Annotated in this window: 21 protein-coding genes; 16 read left to right on the top strand and 5 right to left on the bottom strand. The window is 34.4% G+C overall.

Annotated elements, in window-relative coordinates; all coding sequences use genetic code 11:
- The first annotated feature begins 87 nt into the window (after positions 1-87).
- Both NU08_RS11715 and NU08_RS11710 read left to right on the top strand, forming a co-directional pair.
- Entirely contained in the window at positions 88-702 is a 615-nt protein-coding gene (locus NU08_RS11715; protein WP_129747275.1) for a SatD family protein, read from the top strand.
- Positions 699-1415, top strand: coding sequence for a DUF3307 domain-containing protein (locus tag NU08_RS11710; RefSeq protein WP_129747274.1), 717 nt, complete (start codon positions 699-701; stop codon positions 1413-1415). The genes NU08_RS11715 and NU08_RS11710 overlap by 4 nt, the downstream gene beginning before the upstream one ends.
- Here NU08_RS11710 and NU08_RS11705 read toward each other — a convergent pair.
- Complete coding sequence (locus NU08_RS11705) at positions 1401-2435, bottom strand: quinone-dependent dihydroorotate dehydrogenase (RefSeq protein WP_129747273.1); 1035 nt, start codon at positions 2433-2435, stop codon at positions 1401-1403. The two genes, NU08_RS11710 and NU08_RS11705, sit on opposite strands and share 15 nt — an antisense overlap.
- A 373-nt stretch (positions 2436-2808) precedes the next feature.
- Between NU08_RS11705 and NU08_RS11700 the strand changes: the two genes are divergently transcribed.
- The 7 genes from NU08_RS11700 to NU08_RS11670 all read left to right on the top strand — a co-directional run bounded on the left by NU08_RS11700 (position 2809) and on the right by NU08_RS11670 (position 11424).
- Positions 2809-5244, top strand: coding sequence for an arylsulfatase (locus tag NU08_RS11700; protein ID WP_129747272.1), 2436 nt, complete (start codon positions 2809-2811; stop codon positions 5242-5244).
- 93 nt (positions 5245-5337) lie between these two features.
- Positions 5338-5916 carry a hypothetical protein gene (locus NU08_RS11695; RefSeq protein ID WP_129747271.1) on the top strand — a complete coding sequence of 193 codons (579 nt, stop codon included), beginning with the start codon at positions 5338-5340 and terminating at the stop codon, positions 5914-5916.
- 22 nt (positions 5917-5938) lie between these two features.
- Positions 5939-7159 carry an OprO/OprP family phosphate-selective porin gene (locus tag NU08_RS11690; protein WP_129747394.1) on the top strand — a complete coding sequence of 407 codons (1221 nt, stop codon included), beginning with the start codon at positions 5939-5941 and terminating at the stop codon, positions 7157-7159.
- A 73-nt stretch (positions 7160-7232) separates the two neighbouring features.
- Positions 7233-8213, top strand: a complete 981-nt coding sequence (locus tag NU08_RS11685; RefSeq protein WP_129747270.1) for a DUF6515 family protein — start codon at positions 7233-7235, stop codon at positions 8211-8213.
- Between the two features lie 96 nt (positions 8214-8309).
- Positions 8310-9440, top strand: a complete 1131-nt coding sequence (locus NU08_RS11680; RefSeq protein ID WP_129747269.1) for a formylglycine-generating enzyme family protein — start codon at positions 8310-8312, stop codon at positions 9438-9440.
- A gap of 119 nt (positions 9441-9559) precedes the next feature.
- Positions 9560-10837 (top strand): peptidase T, encoded by a 1278-nt coding sequence (gene pepT, locus NU08_RS11675; RefSeq protein WP_129747268.1) that lies wholly within the window; start codon positions 9560-9562, stop codon positions 10835-10837.
- Positions 10837-11424 (top strand): YdeI/OmpD-associated family protein, encoded by a 588-nt coding sequence (locus tag NU08_RS11670; RefSeq protein ID WP_129747267.1) that lies wholly within the window; start codon positions 10837-10839, stop codon positions 11422-11424. Before pepT ends, NU08_RS11670 begins: the two co-directional genes overlap by 1 nt.
- A 379-nt stretch (positions 11425-11803) precedes the next feature.
- On the opposite strand, the gene yajC is transcribed toward NU08_RS11670, so the two are convergent.
- The 3 genes from yajC to NU08_RS11655 form a co-directional block, all read right to left on the bottom strand.
- Positions 11804-12079: a preprotein translocase subunit YajC gene (yajC, locus tag NU08_RS11665; protein WP_008462186.1), complete on the bottom strand. Its 276-nt coding sequence runs from the start codon at positions 12077-12079 to the stop codon at positions 11804-11806.
- 111 nt (positions 12080-12190) lie between these two features.
- On the bottom strand, positions 12191-13102 hold the full coding sequence (gene nusB / locus NU08_RS11660; RefSeq protein ID WP_119793683.1) for a transcription antitermination factor NusB: 912 nt from the start codon (positions 13100-13102) through the stop codon (positions 12191-12193).
- Positions 13103-13385: 283 nt separating this feature from the next.
- The gene (locus tag NU08_RS11655) at positions 13386-14492 is read right to left on the bottom strand and encodes a Glu/Leu/Phe/Val family dehydrogenase (RefSeq protein WP_129747266.1); all 1107 of its coding nucleotides are present in this window, start codon (positions 14490-14492) and stop codon (positions 13386-13388) included.
- Between the two features lie 204 nt (positions 14493-14696).
- Between NU08_RS11655 and NU08_RS11650 the strand changes: the two genes are divergently transcribed.
- The 4 genes from NU08_RS11650 to NU08_RS11635 all read left to right on the top strand — a co-directional run bounded on the left by NU08_RS11650 (position 14697) and on the right by NU08_RS11635 (position 18461).
- Positions 14697-16475, top strand: coding sequence for an ABC transporter ATP-binding protein (locus NU08_RS11650; protein ID WP_129747265.1), 1779 nt, complete (start codon positions 14697-14699; stop codon positions 16473-16475).
- Positions 16476-16543: 68 nt separating this feature from the next.
- Positions 16544-16912: a PUR family DNA/RNA-binding protein gene (locus NU08_RS11645; RefSeq protein WP_008462177.1), complete on the top strand. Its 369-nt coding sequence runs from the start codon at positions 16544-16546 to the stop codon at positions 16910-16912.
- A 154-nt stretch (positions 16913-17066) separates the two neighbouring features.
- Positions 17067-17891 (top strand): alpha/beta hydrolase, encoded by an 825-nt coding sequence (locus NU08_RS11640; protein ID WP_129747264.1) that lies wholly within the window; start codon positions 17067-17069, stop codon positions 17889-17891.
- 24 nt (positions 17892-17915) lie between these two features.
- The gene (locus NU08_RS11635) at positions 17916-18461 is read left to right on the top strand and encodes an RBBP9/YdeN family alpha/beta hydrolase (RefSeq protein WP_129747263.1); all 546 of its coding nucleotides are present in this window, start codon (positions 17916-17918) and stop codon (positions 18459-18461) included.
- 69 nt (positions 18462-18530) lie between these two features.
- Here NU08_RS11635 and NU08_RS11630 read toward each other — a convergent pair whose 3' ends face one another.
- Positions 18531-18866 carry a tRNA-binding protein gene (locus tag NU08_RS11630; protein ID WP_129747262.1) on the bottom strand — a complete coding sequence of 112 codons (336 nt, stop codon included), beginning with the start codon at positions 18864-18866 and terminating at the stop codon, positions 18531-18533.
- A gap of 129 nt (positions 18867-18995) precedes the next feature.
- Between NU08_RS11630 and NU08_RS11625 the strand changes: the two genes are divergently transcribed.
- The 3 genes from NU08_RS11625 to NU08_RS11615 all read left to right on the top strand — a co-directional run bounded on the left by NU08_RS11625 (position 18996) and on the right by NU08_RS11615 (position 21345).
- Positions 18996-19889, top strand: coding sequence for an alpha/beta fold hydrolase (locus tag NU08_RS11625; RefSeq protein ID WP_129747392.1), 894 nt, complete (start codon positions 18996-18998; stop codon positions 19887-19889).
- Between the two features lie 127 nt (positions 19890-20016).
- Positions 20017-20571, top strand: coding sequence for a thioredoxin family protein (locus NU08_RS11620; RefSeq protein WP_129747261.1), 555 nt, complete (start codon positions 20017-20019; stop codon positions 20569-20571).
- Positions 20572-20952: 381 nt separating this feature from the next.
- Entirely contained in the window at positions 20953-21345 is a 393-nt protein-coding gene (locus NU08_RS11615) for a GreA/GreB family elongation factor (RefSeq protein WP_008462169.1), read from the top strand.
- Positions 21346-21359 lie beyond the last annotated feature (14 nt).

Genomic DNA, 21359 nt, shown 5'->3' with positions numbered 1-21359 from the left:
TTCAAATTATTACCAAAAAACGTAATGTTAAGTTTTATTACTTATATTTGTAATAGAAAGTTTATTATTTTTTAATTATATTTGATTATGACTAGTATAATTACGGGTGACATAATAGGTTCAAGACAACAGCAATCTGAACATTGGGTTGAAGATTTAAAAAAAATCTTAGCTCCGTTTGGCCATACGCCAAGTCAGTGGGAAATCTATCGCGGCGATGAATTTCAAGTTGAAATCCGAAATCCAGAAGATGCACTGATTACCGCTATTCTAATAAAAGCACATTTAAGAGCCATTAAATCTGATGCCCGTATGAGTATTGGTTTTGGAGATAAAACGCATAATGCTGAAAGAATTTCTGAAAGCAATGGTTCAGCTTTTATCAATTCAGGAGAGCTTTTTGAAACTTTAAAAAAGCAAAAAGTTACGTTGGCTCTGCGAACAGGCGATACTGATTTTGATGAAAAACTGAATTTAATGCTACAATTGGCATTAACTTTTATGGACAGTTGGCTAGTACAATCGGCAGAATTTGTAGCTGTTGCAATTGAAAATCCAACCTTATCGCAGGAAGAAATAGGTCAGAAACTAGGCATTAATCAAGCTGCTGTGAGCAGAAGACAAAAACGTGCTCAGTTTGATCTGGTTCAGAATTTAGACAGATATTTTAGAAAACAAATAAAACAACTTACAGCCCCATGATTTTATTTATAAAACTGCTTCTTGCTCATTTGTTAGGTGATTTTATCTGGCAGCCTAATTCTTGGGTAGCCGACAAAGAAATTAAGAAACATAAAAGCATTTACTTATACATTCATATTTTACTTCATGGAGCGCTGGCGGCAATTCTGGTTGGAGAAATCAATTTTATACCCTATGCCGTAATTATTGCCGTTACGCATGGCATTATTGATTTAATCAAACTGAATTTCCAGAAAAATAAAACAAAACGCACTTGGTTTGTAGTCGACCAAATTGCTCATATTTTAATTTTAATTGGAATTGCGCTTCTTTATGAAAATAAGCCTATTCCTAGTTTCTGGGAAGACAATCAATTCTGGATCTTGTTAACTGGATTTTTATTGCTCACCAAACCAACCTCTATTTTTATAAAAACCATTATCTCAATCTGGGCGCCAGAAAGCAAAAACAGCAATCAGGATAACTCACTAATTGCTGCTGGAAATTATATTGGTATTTTAGAACGCTTATTTGTTTTCGGTTTTATTTTAACCGGACATTTTGAAGCAATCGGATTTTTATTGGCTGCAAAATCTATTTTCAGATTCGGAGATTTAAAAGAAGCCAAAGACAGAAAATTGACCGAATATGTTTTAATCGGAACTTTAATCAGCTTTGGAATGGCAATACTTGCCGGATTATCCGTTCAAGCTTTATTTTTACAATTGCTCTAAAACTTTTTTGTTGATTGCTTTTATCAATGCTGGACCTTCATAAATAAATCCAGTGTACAATTGTACCAAACTTGCTCCTGCGTTTAATTTTTCAATTGCATCATCTGCAGAATGAATTCCTCCTACTCCAATAATTGGGAATGCTTTATTGCTTTTTTCTGAAAGAAAACGAATTACTTCTGTAGAACGTTTCGTTAATGGTTTTCCAGATAAACCTCCCATTTCTGTTTGATTCGAAGATTGCAATCCTTCTCTAGAAATAGTGGTATTTGTTGCAATTACACCTGCAATTTGAGTTGTTTTTACAATATCAATGATATCTAATAACTGCTCATCTGTTAAGTCTGGAGCAATTTTTAAAAGAATTGGTTTTACTTTTTGCGTGCTTGTTTTTTGCTTTTCGATATTTCTGTTCTGTAAAGTCTGCAATAAGGCTGTCAAAGGTTCTTTATCTTGTAAAGCTCTTAAATTTGGTGTATTTGGCGAACTTACATTCACTACAAAATAATCTACATGATTAAAAAGTGCATCAAAACAAATGATATAATCTTTTACGGCATCTTCGTTATCGGTCACTTTATTCTTTCCGATATTTCCACCAATTAAAACACCTGAGTTATTTTTAAGACGCTCTACAGCTTCCAAAACTCCACCATTATTAAACCCCATTCGGTTAATAATCGCTTGATCTTCTTTTAGACGGAACAAACGTTTTTTTGGATTTCCTTCTTGTCCAACTGGCGTTACAGTTCCGATTTCGATAAAACCAAAACCAAAATCGCCTAGTTCTTTATACAGTTTCGCATCTTTATCAAAACCTGCAGCAAGTCCAACTGGGTTTTTAAATTTAATTCCGAAAACTTCTCTTTCTAATCTAGTGTCTTTTACTTCATAAATCGATCTTATAATTGCCGAAACTCCAGGGATTTTTGAAATGAATTTTACAAATGAGAAAGTAAAGTAATGCACTTTTTCTGGATCAAAACAAAAAAGTATCGGACGAATTATCAATTTATACATAAGAGTTGTGTTGTTGTTATTTTGGCTGCAAATTTAAATATTATAGTTTAAAAAGGTGCTTTTTTACAAAAAACAAATAATTTCATTTTTGTTTAATTATTTCATCTATAAATAAAACAATTTTAAAAAATTAGAATGCAATAGCCCAAAAACGTGTTTTTTTTATGTTGCAAGTTATAAAATGAAACAAGTTTGGCTCTTCTAAAATCCTCTCTGAGGTTAATAATCTTTACTTTTGAGATATTCATCTCATATATACCATCAAAATAGATTGATTTATAAAAGAATAGAAATTCTATTCTTTTTAGATTGTTTTTATATCCAGATTCAAAAGAGTACCCTTAAAAAGATTAATTAATTAATAACTTTAATCATGAAAGTCAGTAAACAATTCATCCTGAAAAGTATTTTCACCCTGCTATTTTGCCTTTCATTTGGCTTAACTTCAAAAATATCTGCTCAGGCAGATCCGCAGAAAGTAACAAAAGAGAATTTCCATGGTGTCATCGAACTTGACATTAGAAATTCAAAACCAGACTGGAAACCCTACACCAAAAAATCAGCTCCAGAAGGTGCGCCAAACGTATTGTTTATCTTATACGACGACACAGGACAGGCTGCCTGGTCTCCTTATGGAGGAGCCATCAACATGCCAACACTACAAAAATTAGCAGACAATGGTATTACCTATACCCAATGGCATACTACAGCATTATGTTCGCCAACTCGTTCTACTTTATTAACGGGTCGCAACCACCACTTAAATGGTATGGCATCCATCACCGAAACGACAGATGGTTATCCTGGAGCAAACGGACAAATCCCAGCTCAGTGTGCTACTATTGGTCAAGTATTACAACAAGCAGGATGGAGTACTTTCTGGATTGGAAAAAACCACAACGTACCTGAACAAGACGTTTCTTCTGGAGGTTCCAAAGCACAATGGCCAACCCAAATGGGCTTTGACCGCTATTATGGATTCATAGGAGGCGAAACCAACCAATGGTATCCTGATTTAATAGAAGACAACCACTTTATTGAGGCGCCTTACACTCCTGAAGAAGGGTACCACTTATCTAAAGATTTAGCCGATAAAGCCATTGAATATATCAAAGACCAAAAAGCCACCAACCCTTCTAAACCATGGTATATGTGGTATTGTCCTGGAGCGAACCATGCACCACACCATGCACCAGAAGAGTACATTGCTAAATACAAAGGAAAATTTGATGCTGGTTACGATGCCTATCGCGAATGGGTATTACCTCGCATGATTGCTAAAGGAATTGTGCCTAAAGGAACTAAAAACACCGATTTCAATTTCTTACCTCCTAATATTGCTAATCCTGGTGATTATGTAAAACCTTGGAATAAACTAAGTGCTGATGAGAAAAAATTATTCTCAAAACTAGCTGAAGTGTATGCAGGTTTCTCCGAATACACTGATGCTCAAGTAGGACGTGTTATTGAGTATTTAGAAAAAACAGGTCAGTTAGAAAACACTGTAGTTCTTTACGCAGCCGATAATGGTGCTTCTGGCGAAGGTTCTCCTTCTGGATCTGTAAACGAAAACAAATTCTTTAATGGTTATCCTGATGAATTATCTGAAAATTTAAAATATTTGGATAAACTAGGAGGCCCAGATACTTACGAGCATTATCCTACTGGATGGGCTGCGGCTTTCTCTGCTCCTTACAAAATGTTTAAACGTTACAGTAATTATGCAGGAGGAACTTGTGATGCATTAGTAATTTCATGGCCAAAAGGAATTAAAGCCAGAGGTGAAATCCGTAATCAATACCACCATTCTACTGACATTGTACCTACAATTTTAGACATCTGTGGTTTAGAAATGCCTACTAAATATAATGGCGTAGATCAATATCCATTATCTGGAGTTTCAATGAAATACTCGTTTGATGCTAAACCAGATGCTCCTACTCAAAAACACATTCAGTATTACACTATGTTAGGTACTAGAGCCATTTGGAAAGACGGTTGGAAAGCAGTTGCTGTACACGTACCACTTACGGGTAAAAGCAACTTTGACAAAGACGAGTGGGAATTGTACAATGTAGATGTGGACAGAGCTGAGTCAAACAATTTGGCTAAAAAGAACCCTGACAAATTAAAAGAACTTAAAGATGCTTGGTTTGAAGAAGCGAATAAAAATTTAGTTTTACCTCTAGACGACCGTTCTCCTATGGAATTATTAAGCACAGAACGTCCTTCTCAAGAAAAACCAAAAACTCGTTACATTTACTATCCTGGAACTGCTGCCGTACCAGAAGGTGTAGCAGTAAACGTACGTGGTCGTTCATACAAAATTGTAGGCGATGTAGATATTAAATCGGGAGCTTCAGGAGTAGTTTTTGCTCACGGATCTCGCTTTGGAGGACACTCTTTATTCATCAAAGACAATAAGTTATACTATGTTTATAATTTCTTAGGAATTCAGCCAGAACAAACTTTTGTTTCATCGGCTACCTTAACTCCTGGTAAACATGCCTTAGGTTTTGAGTTTGTAAGAGAAAGTACCGGTAAAAACGGAGAACAAATTGGTACAGGTCATTTATACATTGACGGAAAAGAAGTAGCCAAAGGCCCTATGAAAACACAACCTGGCAAATTCACACTTTCTGGTGATGGTCTTTGTGTAGGATTTGATAGTGGCGACGCTGTAAGTCATCAATATAAATCACCAGGCACTTTTAAAGGTGGAGAAATCTTAGGTGTTGGTGTCGATATTAGCGAACAAAGCTATGAAGACCTTAACAAAGAAGCTTTAAGAATTATGAAAAGCGAATAGTCTATAAAAAAACAAAATTAAAGAGGTATTTATATGCTACAAAAAAGTAAATAAAATACCTCTTTTTAATTAAAGATTAAAAACTAAATCACAATGACTAGTACAAGCCATCTTAAAAAAACACTTTTTCTAACAGCTCTTTTGTACTTAATCATTCAAAACAAAATCTCAGCTCAGGAAAACGAAGAAAAAGCTTTTAGTCGACACCATCAAATTGGCATTTCTATCAATCATGTTCATGTTTTCGAAGGCCGTGATGACGAAGGAAATCGAGAAACTTTAACGCTTCCTGCTTGGGGAATTGATTATACGTTTCAGTTTCATGAAAAATGGGCTATTGGTCTTCATACCGATTTTATTGTAGAAAAATTTAAAGTAGAAAAGGTTTACGCAAGCGGAGACGGGAAAGAAACTGTTGAAAGAAGTTATCCTATTGCCCCTGCTCTTATGGGAATTTATAAACCAAACGAACATTGGAGTTTTCTTTTGGGTTTTGGTGGCGAATTTGCGAAAGAAGAAGATTTTTTCTTAACCCGTGCTGGTGTAGAATATGGTTATGAACTTCCTAAAGGATGGGAAATTTTTGGAACTGCGAGTTACGACTTTAAATGGAATGCATACGACAGCTGGGGAATTGGTTTAGGAATTGCAAAAAACTTTGGAGGAAAATAATTTATACAAACCTATTGATCTTATGTGCTGCTCAAATAAATCAAATCGTATTTCTAGAAACCTACTCTTCATTTTCCTTTTATTAATTGGTTTTAAAGGATTTTCGCAACAAGAAAAAGACACTACAAAATTAATGAATGTTCGTTATGGCAGTAAAGGAATTGAATTGGAAACCCGAGACAAAAAATTTCTGTTTCAATTGGCAAGCCGTCTGCAGTTTCGCTTTTCAACGCCAAATGATACAGATCCATTAACTTACGATGATTATAGCCAAGATGCTAAAACCACTTTCAAAATAAACCGTGCCAGATTAAAAGTCGGCGGTCATGCTTTTGAACCTTGGCTTAAATATTATTGGGAATATGAATTGAGTCAGTCCAATTTATTGGATTTCAGAATAATGATTGAAAAATGGGATTTTCTGAGTTTTAAAGTTGGACAATGGAAAACTGAATTTACTCGTGAAAGATTCATCAGCAGCGGAGAACAACAAATGGTTGATCGATCCTTAATTAATCGTCCTTTTACAGTTGATAGGCAATTGGGAGTTGAAGTTTACGGTCATTTGAAAGGAGCTGGAATTGCCGATTTCAATTATTGGGCCGCGGCTCTGACAGGAACTGGACGAGGAAGCACTTCTAATGACGATAATCATTTAATGTATTTTGGAAGAGCGCAATGGAATTTTTTAGGAAGATTTCTTGATTTTGAAGGCTGTGACTTAGAATTTCACGAAAAACCAACTCCAATTATCGCTTTCTCAGCCATCACCAACCGAAGCCCATACACTAGATTCTCGCAAGCTGGAGGAGGATCTTTAGATGGTTTTGAAAATGGTTTGCCAGGACAGTATAGAGTCAACCAATGGAATTTGGAAACTGCTTTTATGTACCGTGGTTTTTCTTGGCAAAGCGAATGGCACAATAAAGAAATCATTGATAAAATAAATAATGATGACACCACCATAATGAAAGGGTATTACGTTCAGGCAGGATATTTTTTTCATAATGTTTTTGAATGGTGGCCAAAACACTTAGAGATGGCTGGCCGACACGCTGCATACAGACCTGATAATTCGATAAGAGAAAATAGACAGGATGAATCTACACTGGCTTTTAATTGGTTTTTTAAAGGGCATAAAAACAAATTGACTTCAGAGGTAAGTTATTTTAGTTTTCAAGACAAAACACTTCCATTACAACAAGGATGGAGATTTAGAATACAATGGGATATCTCATTGTGATTTAAACTTTTAGCCCATTAACATAAATCGAACATTTTTTTTCATAACTTTAAATCACCATAAATTACTGAATATGAAAAACATATCCAAAACAGTAAAAAAACTGGCACTTTTAATGTGCTTAACTGCAAGCCTTTTCTTTATTTCAATTGATGGCTTAGCGCAACGTCACCGTGGAGGCGCAGGCGGTGGAGGATTCAATAGATCTGGCGGAGGTGCAACGCATACCAGACAAGCAAGACCTGCTACTCAATCTAGACCCAATGTATCAAGACCCGCAGCAACGACGAGGCCTGCAACAACCAGACCTGGTGCTAATAATTCTGGGACTCAAATTACAAGACCATCCAACAATTCCAACAGGAATAACGCTGTAAATAGAAACAATACTGTCAACCGCAACAATGTAGGCAACAGAAATACTAATATAAGCGGCAATACGGTTAACAGAAACAGAAATAACGTTAATATTAATGTTAACAATAGCGTTCATGTTCGCAATAACCGAAATACTGTAGTTCGTCCAGGATATAGACCATATACACGCCCACCTTATGTGTATGGCGGTTACAGATATAATTGTTACCATCCATATTATCCTCGTCCTTATGTGCCTTTTTATTGGGGTCCGGTTTGGCATCCTTGGGGATTTTTTGTAGCGACATTGGCAACTACAGCAATTATTGTAAGTGTACAAAACGAGAAGTATCACTACGACCAAGGAGTTTGGTATACCTCTACTAATGGTGGCTATACGGCAGTTCCTGCACCAGTTGGAGGTACCGTAAACAATATCCCTAGCGGAGCAGAAACAGTAAATACGGGAACGGTAAATAATTATTATTACGGAGGAACATATTATGAAAAAGATGGCGGGAAATATACTGTAGTTGCTCCTACAGCGGGAACTATTGTGGAGAAATTGCCTGAAGGCGGAGAAGAAGTTACAATAGGCGATGCTAAATATGTAAAATTTGGCGAAACGTATTACCAGCCTGTGCAAATTGACGGAAAAGATAAGTATGAGGTAGTGTCAGTTGAGAAAGATAATTAATTTTATTAATTCTATAAAATTACTATAAGTTTAAAGTTATTTGTCTAATTTTATACCCGCTATTGACAACCATTATAAGCTCAAAAATAATAAACCATGAAAAACAAAACCTTTTGGATTTTTGCGTTACTCACATTATCCATTATTTCAATTGCTTACAGTTATACTAGATTTACAGATAAACCAGAAAAAACAGCTGTAGAATGTCATGAAACACCTAGTACAGTAGAATCTGAATTTAAGCCCACTATAGAAAACAAATTTAAACCTACTGAAAAAGCACCAAAAGGCATGGTTTGGATTCCTGGTGGCGAATTCTCAATGGGCACAAATGTTGAAGACGAAAGTTTATGCAGCATAAAAGGCGTTACCAAAGATGCTGCTCCAATTCACAGAGTTTATGTCGATGGTTATTATATGGATGAAACTGAAGTAACAAACGAAGAATTTGAAAAATTTGTAAAAGCCACTGGTTATGTAACTGTTGCGGAACAAAAACCAACAAAAGAAGAATTTCCAACGGCAAACGAAGAAGATTTAATTACAGGTTCTGTTGTCTTCACTCCTACGCCTTCTGCAGTTAATTTGAATAATTTCTTGCAATGGTGGCGTTATGAGCCAGGAGCTGATTGGAGACATCCAGAAGGCCCGCAAAGCACCATTAAAGGAAAAGAAAAATACCCTGTTGTGCATGTTGTCTATGAAGATGCTGCTGCTTACGCAAAATGGGCAGGAAAAAGACTTCCGACAGAAGCAGAATGGGAATTTGCAGCACGCGGGGGGAAAACTGGAAATTTATACGCTTGGGGGAATGACTTAAAACCTAAAGGTAAATTTCAAGCTAATATTTACCAAGGACATTTTCCAATAAAAGATGGCGATACTGGAGAAGACGGATTTAAAGGAATTGCTCCAACAAGACAATACGCTCCAAATGGATATGGCTTGTATGATATGGCTGGGAATGTTTGGGAATGGGTAAACGATTGGTACAGCGTAGATTATTACAAATCATTAGCGGAAAGCGGTAAAGTAACAAAAAATCCGCAAGGACCAAGCGCTTATTACGATCCTAATGATCCTTCTGAAGTAAAACGCGTTCACCGTGGCGGTTCATTTTTATGCACTGACCAATATTGCACTCGATACATGGTGGGAACAAGAGGAAAAGGCGAAATCAGATCTGCCGCCAATCACGTTGGTTTTAGATGCGTAAAAAGCAAATAACAAACTTAAAATACCAGAAAGGGATTCAATTTAGAATCCCTTTTTTTATTAATTCAGATATTAGGAAGCTAAATTTTACAGCAGAAAAATTTTTCTATATTTGCTAAAAATTCAAAAAAATGCAACATATCATAGATCGCTTTATCAGTTATGTAACAATTGACACTGAATCGGATCCAAATTCACAAACAACTCCAAGCACACAAAAACAATGGAATCTAGCCAATAAATTAGTTGACGAACTAAAAGCAATTGGTCTTGAAGACGTAACGATTGACGACAAAGCCTACATCATGGCAACGCTTCCAAGCAACGTTGATCATGAAGTGCCAACAATAGGTTTTGTTTCTCATTTTGATACTTCTCCTGACTTTAGTGGAGCAAATGTAAAACCACAAATCGTTGAAAACTACGACGGAAAAGATATCGTTTTGAATGCTGAGAAAAACATTGTTTTATCTCCAGATTACTTCAAAGATTTATTATTATATAAAGGTCAAACCATCATTACAACTGACGGAACAACTTTGTTAGGTGCTGACGACAAAGCTGGAATTACTGAAATTGTTTCGGCAATGGAATATCTTATTCAGCATCCAGAAATTAAACACGGAAAAATCAGAATTGGTTTTACTCCAGACGAAGAAATTGGTCGTGGAGCGCATCATTTTGATGTAGAAAAATTTGGAGCGCAATGGGCTTACACTATGGATGGAAGCCAAATTGGGGAATTGGAATATGAAAATTTCAATGCAGCTGGCGCTAAAATCACTTTCAGAGGAAAAAGCGTTCACCCGGGTTACGCAAAAGGAAAAATGATTAATTCTATGCTTTTGGCAAATGATTTTATCAACGAACTTCCGAAAGGCGAAACTCCACAAGAAACTAGAGGCTACGAAGGTTTCTTTCATGTGCATCACATTAAAGGGAATATTGAAGAAACCGTTTTAGAATTAATTATTCGTGATCATAACAGAAAGAAATTCGAAAAACGAAAAGAATTGATTCACAAATTAGCGAAACAATTCAACAAAAAATTCGCAAAGAAATTTGGAGAAGATATTGTAACTGCAGAAGTTAAAGACCAATATTACAATATGAAGGAAAAAGTTCTTCCAGTAAAATATATTGTAGATATTGCTGAAAAAGCGATGAGAGAATTAAACATTAAACCGATCATTAAACCAATTCGCGGCGGTACAGACGGTTCTCAATTATCATTTATGGGATTGCCTTGTCCGAACATTTTTGCGGGCGGACATAATTTCCATGGAAAATACGAATATGTTCCTGCAGAAAGCATTCAAAAAGCAACTGATGTTATTGTAAAAATTGCTGAACTGACAGCTATTCCAGGAATCTTTGACGCGCCAGAAAAATCTAAGAAAAGAAAATAATGGAATCAAAATCCGAAAATAAAGGCATGTGGAAATATGGCGCACAATGGGAAGAAGAATTAATTCTTCTTAAAGCCATTATTGACAAAACAGAATTGACTGAAACCACAAAATGGGGAGGTCCAGTTTTTGTTTATGAAAAGAAAAATGTTCTTGGAATTGGAGGATTTAAAGATTATTTTGCTTTGTGGTTTTTTAATGGAGTTTTCTTAAAAGATGAAAAAAAGAAACTTATAAATGCACAGGAAGAAGTAACCAAATCTTTGCGTCAATGGCGATTTTCTTCAAAAGAAGAAATAAACGAAACGGTTATTTTGGAATACATAAAAGAAGCGATTGAAAACGAAAAACAGGGAAAAGTCATTAAACCGGCAAAAAAAGAAGCAATAGTTTCGGAACTTCTAAATGCAGAAATGGCTAAAAACTCAGATTTGAAATCTGCTTTTGAAAAGTTTTCTCCTTATAAACAATATGAGTTTTTAGAATACATTGAAACTGCAAAACAGGAAAAAACTAAGATATCAAGGATCGAAAAAGTGGTTCCGATGATTTTAGCAAATGTGGGATTGAATGATAAATACAGGTAATTTAATTTTGAATATTTAAATTCCAAATTCCAATCTATACGAGACCTTTGTCAAAGTTTTAAAACTTTGACAAAGGTTTTGTCTTTTTTTGTCATCCTGACGAAGGAAGGATCACACTAGAAACTCCGCAAAGTATGGCGGAAAATCTTTGCCGATTTCCGCGTGTGATCCTTCCTTCGTCAGGATGACATAACTCCTTCACACGGTTTGTCATTTCGAGGAACGAGAAATCTCCGCAAGAGACTCTACAAAGATTGGCGATATACTTTGAGGAGTAACTTGCGAGGATTTCTCTCTTCGTTCGAAATGACAAAACAAGACAAAAAAAAATCCCAAACTCCTATTTAGAATTTGGGATTTAAATATTGTAATTTAAAATTTATGCTTTCTTATTCAAAGCAGCGCTCAATTCTAAAGAAATAGCAGAACGCTCTAATTTTAATTTTCCAGACATAGTTTCGATTACAACAGTAGTTTCTGCTAATTCAGCAATTTTACCGTGGAAACCACTTTTTGTAACTATTTTATCACCTACTTTAAGGTTGCTTTCAAATTCTTTTTCGTTTTTAGCTCTTTTTTGCTGTGGTCTAATCATGAAGAAATAGATTACCACGAACATTAAAAGGAATGGCGCAAATTGAGATAATTGTCCCATAATTTAAATTTATTTTTGATTTATATTTAATATTTTCTTTTAACTCTTCGACTCCGCTCAGAGAGAAAAAGCAGTTGGAATCTGTCATTTAAAATTGGTTTTTCCCAACTTTTACATTAACCCTCTTCCCGTTTTTAGCATCTTCTTATTAGCCGTAAGCTCTTTAACAAGATTATCCAAAATTCCGTTGATAAAAATACTACTTTTTGGTGTAGAATACTCTTTTGCAATTTCTAAATATTCGTTAAGAGTTACTTTTACTGGAATTGAAGGAAATTTAACAAACTCGCAAATTGCCATTTTCAAGATAATGGTATCAATTTCAGCAATACGGTCACTGTCCCAGTTTGGCGTTTTATCTTCGTACTCTTTTGCAAAAGCGCTTTCATTTAAAACTGTTCTTCTAAACAGATCTTTTGCAAAATCTTTATCTTCAACATCTTTATACAATTTTGGCACTCTGAAATCGTCTGGATCTTCAGTTTTAATGGCTTTCAATTGTTTAATGATGTGCGTGTTTACAACTGGAATATCATCAACCCAAGTTAATTTATCGTCCTCTAAATACTCATACAATTTTTCATTCGGAACAATAACATTTTCAAACAAATCAATGATGAATTGTCTGTCTTCTTCAAATGTATTTACATTATTCGACATGTATTTTTTGTAGATATCGCTTGCTTTAACATCATTTAAAAGCAAAATAATATAATCGTCGTTTAAAGACCAGTTATTAATTTTACGATTTTCTAAAGCAATGCTAAGAGAATTACTTTCTGCTAAAAGCTGGAAGATTTTGTTTTTGATGAACTTTTCGTTCGGATTACGTTCTGCTGGAGTAGCAAGGTGTTTTTTACTTGATAGATGCAAATAGACAGCTTCTTTTTTGCAAATTTCTATCAATGAAGAAAGCATTATAAGATATAAGTCCTGAATATTATCTATGCTATAAAAAAGGAATTTCTCTTCTTTTTCCATATTATCAGAACCGCTTTGGTGCATTGCATAAATGGATTGCATTACTTTAACGCGTATGTGTCTTCTATTTACCACCGTGTAAGAACATTTAAAAATTAGTCTGCAAAAGTATAACTTTTGATGCGTATTTTAAAATTAATTCGTAAAAAAGTAGCTGTTTTAGTGATCAGTTTTCAGAATTTAGTGGTCACTCACAGTATGCAGTGGTCAGAATCTAAGTATTCACTCTTAGTATACAGATAAAAAAAAATCTCAGTTTACAGATAAAACTGCAAACTGAGACTTTAAGACTGAACACTAAAAAAAGTGAACACTGAACACTTAATTACTTAGCCGCATTCTCGATTCTTCTTTGATCGATACGATTTTGAGCAATTGTAAGTGCCGCTTTATGAGTTGTGATATTATTTTTAGCAGCAAAATCTATAATTTCTAAAGTTGTATTATAGATATTTTCTGTTTTGCTCATGATTTCAGCTTTACCGTAGTTTGCCAATTCAGCATAAACATTGATAATTCCACCAGCATTGATTAAGAAATCTGGAGCGTATAAAATTCCTCTTTCCTGTAATCTTGCTCCGTGAACATTTTCGTCAGCTAATTGGTTGTTTGCTGCACCAGCAATAACTTTAGCTTTAATTTTATCTACTGTACTATCATTGATTGTTGCTCCCATTGCACATGGCGCGTAGATATCAACATCTGCAGTATATAAATCTTCGCCAGTATAAATTGTTGCATTGTATTTTGAAGCAACTTGGTATAATTTTTCTTCGTTGATATCAGAAATAGTTACCTGCGCTCCTTCTTTAGTTAAATAATCAACCAAAGTTTCACCCACGTGTCCAATTCCTTGTACCAAAACTTTTTTACCGTCTAAAACATCAGTTCCAAACTGACTTTTAGCTGCAGCTTTCATACCTAAATAAACACCGTAAGCAGTTACAGGAGAAGGGTTTCCAGAACCACCTCTTTCTTCAGAAATCCCAGTAACATAAGGCGTTACATCTCTTACAGTATCCATGTCTTTAGTTTCCATTCCGACATCTTCTGCAGTAATATATCTTCCGCTAAGTGAGTGAACGAATTCACCAAACTTACGCATTAATTCAGGTGTTTTTTGAGTTTTAGCATCACCGATAATAACGGCTTTACCTCCACCAATATTAAGTCCAGTAATGGCAGATTTAAACGTCATACCTCTAGATAGACGTAAAACATCGTTTAAAGCTTCCCATTCTGTGTTATAATTCCACATTCTGGTTCCTCCCAAAGCTGGCCCCATAACCGAATTATGAATACCAATAATTGCTTTTAAACCTGTATCTTTGTCATTGCAAAATACAATTTGTTCGTGATCGTCAAAAGATAATTGACCAAAAACAGGATCCATTTTTTGAAGTTCCTTTCCAGTTGCGAAAGTTGCATCCATAGCGCTAGTATTAATTAGGTTAAAATTATGAATTCGTCAAAAAGACTTCTCAAACATAATTAAAAAATACACATGCGCTAATTTTTTGTCTTTAAAATAACAATTTTACAATATTATTGTCTTGATTAAATCGCAAATTATTATAATTTTATTTAATAATAATTCTTAAATCTAAATCAATTCAATATCATATTTCTTAAAAAAATGAAAGAATTAAGCTATTTAAACAAATATTTCATCAAATATAAATACAGTTTTTCGCTTGGAATTTTAATCACCATAATCGCACAAATATTTTCTCTATTTACTCCAAAGCTCATTAGCAAGTCTTTAAACGCTATTGAGAATTTTGACAAACTCTCTGCTGCAGATCAAAAATCAGAAATTGTAATCGCTACTTTTCGTCAGGATCTCATTCATAATGTGCTACTTATCATAGGAACTACGATTGTTGCTGGATTTTTAACCTTTTTAATGCGCCAGACTTTAATTGTAATGTCGCGCCATATTGAGTTTGACTTAAAAAATGAAGTTTTTAGACAATACGAAAATCTTTCACAAAATTTCTACAAACAAAATAGAACTGGAGACTTAATGAACCGTATCAGCGAAGACGTTTCAAAAGTTCGTATGTATGTTGGGCCAGCCGTAATGTATACTATAAATACAGCTATCCGTTTTGCCATCGTTATATTATATATGTATAATGTATCGCCGCTGCTTACCTTATATACTATATTGCCGTTACCAATTCTTTCTTATTGTATTTTCAAGTTAAGCTCAGAAATCAATAAACGTAGCACTACATTCCAACAATATCTTTCTAAAGTTTCTAGTTTTACACAGGAAATATTTTCAGGCATTCGAGTTATAAAAGCGTATTCTTTAGAAAATCAGCATCAAAATAATATGGTTGATCTTGCCGAAGAAAGCAAACGCAAAAGCTTAAGTTTAGCAAGAGTTCAATCATTATTCGGCCCTTTAATGATTGCACTTATTGGAATCAGTAATTTGGTTGTAATTTATTTTGGAGGTGTCATGTACATCAACGGAAGTATTCCAAATATCGGAACAATCGCAGAGTTCATATTATATGTAAACATGCTGACTTGGCCCGTTGCTTCTTTAGGATGGGTTTCTTCTATGGTTCAAGAAGCGGAGGCTTCTCAGAAACGTCTAAATGAATTTTTGAAAATTGAACCAGAAATCAAAAACAACAATGAAAACACTTCAGAAATCCAAGGAAATATCTCTTTTGAAAATGTTTCTTTCACCTATCAGGATACTAATATTGAAGCTTTGAAAAATGTTTCTTTTACAGTAAAAAAAGGAGAAACATTGGCAATCTTAGGAAAAACAGGTTCTGGAAAATCGACTATTCTTTCTTTGATTTCAAGATTGTATGATGTAACCGAAGGAGAAGTGAAAATTGACGAAAACGAAATCAGCACTTTAAACTTAAATGATCTTCGCAATAATATCGGAATCGTGCCCCAAGACGCTTTCTTATTTTCTGATACGATTAAAAACAATATCAAATTCGGAAATCAAAACGCAACTGATGAAGAAGTAATCAAAGCGGCTAAAAATGCAGTTGTTCACGACAATATTATTGCATTTAATAAACAGTACGACACCGTTTTAGGAGAAAGAGGAATTACACTTTCTGGTGGACAAAAACAACGTGTTTCTATTGCAAGAGCCATTATTAAAAACCCTGCAATTTTACTTTTTGACGATTGTTTGTCTGCTGTGGATACCGAAACCGAAGAAATGATTTTGAATAATTTATTCGAAATTTCTAAAGACAAAACAACTATAATTGTGAGCCATCGAGTATCATCTGCCAAGAATGCAGACAAAATTATTATTCTCGAAGATGGTAAGATAATTCAACAAGGTTCTCATAATCAATTAATAAATCAAGAAGGATATTACGCATCGTTATATTTAAAACAACTTTCGGAAAAAGAATTACTTTAATTGTTGCGTAATAGATAATTTTTTATGATTTTTGAGTACTATTAATTCCAAAAATGATAGAACGTATTATGAGAGAAAATGACATGTTAGAAAAAGAAGAGATTTTTTCTAAAGTATTACGCGCAGGAAGAAGAACTTATTTCTTTGATGTGAGAGCTACCAAAGCCGATGATTATTATATCACGATTACAGAAAGCAAAAAATTTACTGAAGAAGATGGTTCTTTTCACTTCAAAAAACACAAAATCTATTTATACAAAGAAGATTTTAGTGCTTTCTCCGAAATATTAGAAGAAATGACTTCTTATGTTTTAAACCACAAAGGCGAAGAAGTAATTTCTGAAAGACACCAAAAAGATTTTAAAAAAGAATACAGCTCTGAAAAGACTGAAAGCCAAAGATCTAGTTTTACAGATATTGATTTTGACGATATTTAATCCAAAATCATCTACATAAGTAGGAGTCCAATTTGTTCTGCATTTTGGACTTTTTTTATATATTTATGTTTTAAGATGTGAATTGTAAAATGTGAGACGTACGATTCATGCAGCTTTTACTTCTAACAATTTTACAAATTACACTTTACTTCTAATGAAAAAATTAATTATTCTCCTAAGCTTCTTCCTTTACGGAATTTCGTTATCTGCCCAGAATATAGAATATGAAACGAAAAATAATATCCAATATTATAGTGCAGCTGTAAATAAGTCTGATAAATATATCAACGAAAGATGTGTGTTGGATATTTATTACCCTAAAAACAAAACTGGATTTGCCACAATCGTATGGTTTCACGGCGGCGGATTGACTGGCGGAAACAAAGAAATCCCAGAAGCTTTAAAAAACAAAGGCTTTGCAATTATTGGGGTAAATTATAGATTGTCTCCAAAAGCAAAAGCCGAAAAAGCGATTGAAGATGCTGCTGCAGCTGTTGCTTGGGCTTTTAATACTATTTCGAATTATGGTGGCGATAAATCTCAGATTTTTGTTTCTGGACATTCTGCAGGAGGATATTTGGCAATGATGATTGGCTTAGATAAAAAATATCTTCAAAAAGAAAACATTGACGCCAACCAAATTGCAGGACTTATTCCGTTTAGCGGGCAATGCATTACACATTTCGAAATTAGAAGAGAAAACGGAATACCTGAAAAACAACCAACAATTGACCAATTTGCTCCTTTATATCATGTTCGTGCCGACGCTCCGCCAATGCTATTAATTACTGGAGATCGCGAACTAGAAATGCTTGGGCGTTATGAAGAAAACGCATACATGGCCAGAATGATGAAACTAGTTGGGCATACGCAAACTAAATTATACGAATTGGACGGTTACGGCCACGGAATGACAGAACCTGGTTTTCCGCTTTTGGTTAATGAAGTAAACCGAATTTTAAAAGAACGTAAAAAATAATCACTAAATAAAAATTCCACGGCAATGGAGACACAACTATTAATTATACCAGGACTTGGAGATTCTGGAGAAAAACACTGGCAAACCTTTTGGCATAAAAAATTCGAAAACTCAATTCGTGTTGTACAAGATAATTGGGATGAACCAATTCGCGAAGAATGGCTTGAAAGATTAAACGAAAATATTTCTAAACTTAAAAAACCCACTATTTTAGTAGCACACAGTCTAGCTGTTTCGTTGGTTTTGCATTGGGCAGAAAAATATAATAATCCAAATATTATTGGCGCTTTTTTAGTCGCTCCCGCTGATGTTGATTCACCTCAGCACACACCAAAATCTATAAGAAATTTTTCGCCGATTCCGCTGTATAAATTGCCTTTTCCGTCTGTAGTCGTTGCGAGCGAAAATGATCCTTATGCTTCTTTTGAAAGAAAAAAACTCTTCGCCGAAAAATGGGGAAGTGATTTTGTAAATATCGGTCAGAAAGGTCACATCAACTCCGATTCTGATTTAAAGTATTGGGAAGAAGGACAATTGATTCTTAAACAGTTTATTGAAAAAATTGGTTAAGTGTTCAGTCGCAGTCTCAGTAAACAGTCCAAAACTGAGCACTGCGACTGCGACTGAAAACTAAAAAAACTATCCAATTCTTAATCCATTTGGTATTCTAAAATCTGGAGCTAATAAAATCACATCTCCTTCCTCGCCTACCGCTCCTAAAACAAGACATTCACTCATAAATTTCCCAATTTGTTTCTTTGGGAAATTCACAACTGCAACAATCTGACGATTTACCAAATCTTCTTTCTGATATCGTTTCGTGATTTGTGCCGATGATTTTCTAATTCCGATTTCTGAACCAAAATCAATTGTCAGCTGAAAGGCAGGCTTTCTAGCTTCAGGAAAATCGTTTACTTCTATAATAGTCCCTACGCGCATATCGGTGCGCTCAAATTCATTCCAGGTTAAATCCATTTTTAAATTGTATTATTTACAAACCTATAAATTTTGTAATTAATGCACCTAATTCTATAACCTGTTTCTTTTCCTTAAATCTAACTTTACGTGAAGAAAAACGAAAATACTCACGTAAAAAGATATAACATGGAACATACTGAACCAAATGCATGCATGTCAATTAAAGATTTTGAATCTAATCTAAAACAGGTTCACACCGATAAATATATAGAAACCGCTCAAAACGTAAGGCTTTATGTGAAAGATTATGGTCAAGGGAAACCTGTAATCCTAATTCATGGCTGGCCTCTTTCTAACGAAATGTGGGAATATCAGATTGATCATTTGGTCCAAAACAATTATCGCGTAATTGCCTATGACCGACGCGGATTTGGAAAATCTTCTCAACCGTGGGACGGTTACGATTATGATACTTTGGCAGATGATCTTAAAGAAATTATCGAACAATTGGAATTAGAAAATGTAACTCTTGTAGGCTTTTCTATGGGCGGTGGCGAAGTAGTTCGTTATTTTAGCCGTCACGGCGGAAAAGGCGTTACCAAAGCAGCTTTGATTTCGTCCATCATTCCATTTCTTTTAAAAACTCACGATAATCCAGATGGGCATCCAAAAGAGAAAAGTGAAAATACAGTAGCAGCAATAAAAGAAGATAGAATTGGTTTTGTAGATAATTTCGGGAAAACATTTTTTGGAGTTAATATTATAAACAAACCACTCAGCACTCCATTATTAGAATACTATAGAAACTTATGTTCTGTGGCTTCTCCAAGAGCTACTTTAAAATGTGCCGAATCATTTTCGTATACTGATTTTAGAGACGAGTTGGATTTTATAAAAGTTCCAACTCTAATTATTCACGGTGACGATGATAAAATTGTACCTATTGATCTCACTTCTAGAAAAGCCGCAAAATCTATAGCAAACAACACTTATATTGAATATGAAGGAGCTCCTCATGGTCTTTTTTATACTAATAGAGAAAAACTAAACGAAGATTTACTGGAATTCTTGAATTCATAAAAACCCCAAAAAGTATCCAAAGAAGCAAGCCGAACAAGCTAACTGCTTTCTTTGGGTATTTTTTATTCTTGTGCTCTTTTATTTACAGATTTTTAAAACTATTTTTGAGAATCAAATTTCGAATAAAATGGCACGTACCGAATCAACAATGCTTCCATTAGGAACGATTGCTCCTGATTTTTATTTAAAGGATACCAACTCGAACAATACTTTTTCTTTTGAAGATTTAAAGGGCTCTAAAGGTACTTTGGTTATGTTTATCTGCAACCATTGTCCTTTTGTACATCATGTTATAAGCGAAATTGTAATGATTGCAAATGATTATCGTGTTCAGGGATTAGGGATAATTGCTATTTCTAGTAATGATGTTGTAAAATATCCACAGGATTCTCCAGAATTAATGAGCGAATTTGCACTGGAAAACAAAATTGATTTTCCATATCTGTATGATGAAAGTCAGGAAACCGCTAAAGCTTATCAAGCAGCTTGCACGCCAGACTTCTATTTGTTTGATAATCAAGACAGATTATTTTATCGTGGACAACTAGACGATTCAAGACCAGGCAACGGAATTCCTCTTAGCGGAAGCGATTTGAGAGGCGCAATCGATGCCTTAATTTACAACCGAAGTTTAAAAGAACCGCAGAAACCAAGTTTGGGTTGTGGCATTAAATGGAAGTAAAACCTCACTAAATTCAAAAAGATTACGTATCTTTGCGGTTCAATTTAACAAATCCTTGTGGGAAATATAATATCATATACAGCCTCTACGAAAGCGTTTTGCATAGCAAAACCGATTCCTGCTGTAATTATTTCGCATAATAAGGCCTTTATTAATTAGGCCTCCGTCTACTTCACTTTTTTCTTCTTTTGACGGAGGATTTACATCAGCTTAAACATTTCCTTATTTGACAAAATCATTTTTGATCAGATATTTTTTTGTTTTTCCAGATTAAGCATTTTTGATTCGTTGCCATTTTTAGGACCAAGAAATCTTGTGTTTGTAAATATTCGAAAGAAGAATAAACCATTTAAATTTTATAACAATAAATTCAATATAGATATGAAACCAACACCCACATTCTGTAAATCAGATTATCAATTTTTAAGAGAATTGATTTTAAAAAGTAAAAACTCAACAAATACTAAAGAAGCCAATCAGCTTTCGCAAGAATTAGATCGCGCTGTAATTAGTAAAGAAAGCGAACTAGACTCAGTTATAAGAATTAATTCTATTGTAACAATTGAAGATGTAAAAGCCAAAAAACAAATGAAAATTCAAATCGTTTTACCTTCTGCAGCAGACGTAAAACAATCTAAAATATCAATTCTAGCACCTTTAAGCGTTGCTATAATTGGTTTTAAAGAAAATGATGAAGTAGATTGGGAATTGCCTGCCGGAATCAAAACTTTAAAGGTAATTGCTGTAGATAATTCGGCGGTACATCATTCTTAAGCTTCAAAACACCT

Origin of the sequence: Flavobacterium anhuiense (genome assembly GCF_004151235.1) — a bacterium.
GTDB classification, from domain to species: Bacteria; Bacteroidota; Bacteroidia; order Flavobacteriales; family Flavobacteriaceae; genus Flavobacterium; species Flavobacterium anhuiense_A.
The sequence above is the reverse complement of the archived record's forward strand: the minus strand, read 5'-3'. Positions and strand labels throughout refer to the sequence as shown.